The organism is Stenotrophomonas sp. PS02298, assembly GCF_029959445.1.
GTDB lineage: Bacteria > Pseudomonadota > Gammaproteobacteria > Xanthomonadales > Xanthomonadaceae > Stenotrophomonas.
Map to the genome: position 1 here is coordinate 1 of NZ_JASCOR010000269.1, position 3322 is coordinate 3322.

Below are 3322 nucleotides of genomic sequence, written 5' to 3' on the forward strand. Positions count from 1 at the left end.
CGCAAAGGGAGGGGGCAAGGCTTGGCTCCCTCCCTTTGCGTCAGGCAAGGGGAGGGTTGGGGAGGGGTGCCTTCGCCTTGCTTTTACCTGCAACCAATTCCCACTCCCGAATCCCCAGTCCCGGCCCCAAAGCGCCGCCCCGCAGCGCAACAATTCAGCTACCATGCGAAGTCCATGCCCTTGATGGCCCTGAGAAAATGTCAAGCCCTGTCAAACCGCTAGCTACCCGTGAACGCCTGTCCGAAGTCCGCTACGAAATCCGTGGTGAACTGGCCCGACGAGCGCGGGAGCTGGAGGCCCAGGGCCGCAAGCTGATCAAACTCAACATCGGCAATCCCGGTGCATTCGGTTTCCGTGCGCCTGCACACCTGCAGCACGCCATCGCCGATGACATGGGCCGCACGGACCCCTATACCCATCAGCAGGGTCTGCCGGTCGCACGTGACGCCATCGCGTCGGCCTACGCCCGTCGCGGTGCGCCCGATGCCGTGGCAGACCGTGTGTTCCTGGGCAATGGCGTCTCCGAGCTGATCGACCTGTCGCTGCGAGCCCTGCTCAACCCGGGTGACGAAGTGCTGGTGCCCTCGCCGGATTACCCGCTGTGGTCGGCTGCCACCATCCTCAACGACGGTCGACCGGTGTATTACCGCTGCCGTCCGGAAAACGGCTTCCTGCCTGATCCGGTGGAGATGGAAGCGCTGGTGTCCTCGCGCACCCGCGCCATCGTATTGATCAACCCGAACAACCCGGCCGGCGCCAGCTACCCGCGCGAGCTGCTGGAGAAAATCGTCGCCATCGCCCGCAAGCACAACCTGTTGCTGCTGGTGGACGAAATCTACGACCAGATCCTGTACGACGACGCCCAGTTCCAGCCGGTCGCACCGTTGGCCGGTGATCACCCCTGCCTGACCTTCAGCGGCCTGAGCAAGGTGCACCGCGCCTGTGGTTGGCGGGTGGGCTGGATGCTGCTGTCCGGCGCCGGTGAGCAGCTGGGGGAATTCCGCGCCGCACTCGACCTGCTCAGCGCGCTGCGCCTGTGCGCCAACGTGCCCGGCCAGTACGCGATCGAAGCCGCGGTCAATGGCCCGGACACCATTTCCGAACTGTGCAGCCCCGGCGGCCGCCTGTACGAAACCCGCCGCGCGGTGATCGAGGCCTGTGAGGCCAGCGAGCACCTGTCGCTGGTGGCGCCTTCCGGCGCGCTGTATGCCTTCCCGGCCGTGATCGGTCCCGCGGCGCAGGGTTTTGATGACCACGACTTCGCGCTGCAGCTGATGGAAGAAGAAGGCGTGCTGGTGGTGCCAGGTTCCAGCTTCAACGTGCCCTACCGCAACCACTTCCGCGTCACCCTGCTGCCCGAAGCCAGCGTGATGCGCGAGGTCTTCGGCCGCATCGACAAACTGCTCAGCCGGCGCGCCGAAGCCGTCACCAAGGTGGTGCAGCTGAAGCCACGCAGCGCGGTGGGTTGATTGGACTTGATGAGCGATAACGCAGCCACCTCCACGTCCTACCTGGCGCTGGGCGACTCCTACACCATCGGCGAAGGCGTGCCGCAGGCCGCCACCTGGCCCTTCCAGCTCGCCGCCGCGCTGCGTGCGCAGGGCATCGAGCTGGACGACCCGCAGGTCATCGCCACCACCGGCTGGACCACCGACGAGCTGGCTGCCGCCATCGATGCCGAAGCCCCGCAAGGGCCGTACGCGCTGGTGAGCCTGCTGATCGGGGTCAACAACCAGTACCGCGGACGGCCGCTGGCCGAGTACCGCCAGCAGTTCGAACAGCTGCTGCAGCGCGCGATCGCCCTGGCTGGCGAAGACCCGCAGCGGGTGCTGGTGCTGTCCACGCCGGATTGGGGGTTTACCCCTTACGCGCAGCAGAACGGACGCGATTCGGCCCAGGTCGCCCGCGAGATCGATGATTTCAACGCCGCCGCGCACGCCTGCTGTGGCGATTACGGCGTGGCTTTCGTCGACATCACCCCGACCAGCCGCGACGGTGGTGAAACGGTGGAAATGCTGGCCGACGATGGCCTGCATCCGTCGGCTGCCATGTACGGGCGCTGGGCACAACTGGCACTGCCGGTCGCGGCCGGGCTGCTCAAGCCAGCATCCGCCGCTTGAACCGCCCGCAAGCCACCCCGGCGATGGCCGGCGAACGCGCGCGCGCGATTGCCCAGGCCTTCGCGCCCCAGCGGTTCTGGGGCCATCGCGGCGACTATTACTACGCTCTGCTGAAGCTGCGCAGCGACCCGCTTTACCCCGGCGTGCTCGACGCGCTACGCGGCAGCAGCGCGCCGCTGCTCGACATGGGCTGCGGGCTGGGCCTGCTGGCCCATGCGCTGCGCCAGGACGGTCAGCGCATGGCCTATCTGGGCGTGGACAGCGATGCTTCCAAGATCCAACGCGCCGCCAGCGCCGCCGAACGAAGCATGCTGCGCAGCGTCAGCTTCGCCCCGATCGATCTGCTCGCAGCTCTGCCAGCACACCAGGGCAACGTCGCCATTCTCGACGTGCTGCAATACCTGCCGGCGGCCGCCCAGCCGGGCCTGCTGCAGCGCGCGGCGGCGATGCTGGGCGAAGATGCACGACTGGTGATCCGTATGACCGTGGCTGACGGCAGCCGCCGCAGCGGCGTCTCACGGGTTGCCGACCGCGCCGCCAACCTGATTGGCTGGATGCGCTCGCGCCCCCGCGACTACCTGGATGTTGATGCAGTACTTGCCCATTTGCAGCAGGCTGGGCTGACCGTCAACCTCACCCCGCTGTACGGCAACACCCCATTCAACAACTGGCTGCTGGTCGCCCGACGCGGTTGAACCACGGTCAAGCCGTTTGCACCGATAATGGTGCCATTCCCTGCCGGCCCAACCGGGCTGGCGCAGCAACGAGATTCCCGTGAAGAAGACCTATAGCCTCGCCATCGAAGGCAAGCACCCTGACCGCCTGCTGGAAGCCAGCAAGCACGACATCCGCAAGTACACCAAGCGTGAGCGCGGCAAGGCCGTGCCGGCCGGCGCCGATACCTGGGGTTTCGACAGCAAGCTGGGCGTGGACGAAGCCTCGGCCAAGCCGGTGGGCTACGACGAGCTGTTCCGTGCCATCGACGCGCTGGTGGCCGCCGGCAATACCCAGTTCTACGTGGAAGTGCTGAGCAAGCCGGTCAAGCGCAGCCCGCGCCCGGTGGCTGAAGCCGCTCCGGCAGCAGAGACCGATTTCGAAGATTGATCGCCCAAGCCCCTGTGCCGCAGGCAAAAGGGGCCTGTTGTAGTGCCGAGCCATGCTCGGCAATGGGCTTTACCGGCAAGGCCTCTGCCGAGCATGGC

4 protein-coding genes are annotated in these 3322 nt (G+C 66.8%); all 4 read left to right on the forward strand.

Translation table 11 applies throughout. From position 1 onward, the window contains the following. Positions 1–197 precede the first annotated feature (197 nt). The 4 genes from QMX78_RS20820 to QMX78_RS20835 all read left to right on the forward strand — a co-directional run bounded on the left by QMX78_RS20820 (position 198) and on the right by QMX78_RS20835 (position 3224). Positions 198–1469, forward strand: coding sequence for a pyridoxal phosphate-dependent aminotransferase (locus tag QMX78_RS20820; protein WP_282273241.1), 1272 nt, complete (start codon positions 198–200; stop codon positions 1467–1469). Positions 1470–1478: 9 nt separating this feature from the next. After that, positions 1479–2120, forward strand: coding sequence for an SGNH/GDSL hydrolase family protein (locus QMX78_RS20825; RefSeq protein WP_282273243.1), 642 nt, complete (start codon positions 1479–1481; stop codon positions 2118–2120). 23 nt (positions 2121–2143) lie between these two features. Next, positions 2144–2815: a class I SAM-dependent methyltransferase gene (locus QMX78_RS20830; protein ID WP_282273247.1), complete on the forward strand. Its 672-nt coding sequence runs from the start codon at positions 2144–2146 to the stop codon at positions 2813–2815. A 79-nt stretch (positions 2816–2894) separates the two neighbouring features. Then, positions 2895–3224, forward strand: a complete 330-nt coding sequence (locus QMX78_RS20835) for a DUF6172 family protein (RefSeq protein WP_282273245.1) — start codon at positions 2895–2897, stop codon at positions 3222–3224. The last annotated feature ends 98 nt before the right edge of the window (positions 3225–3322 follow it).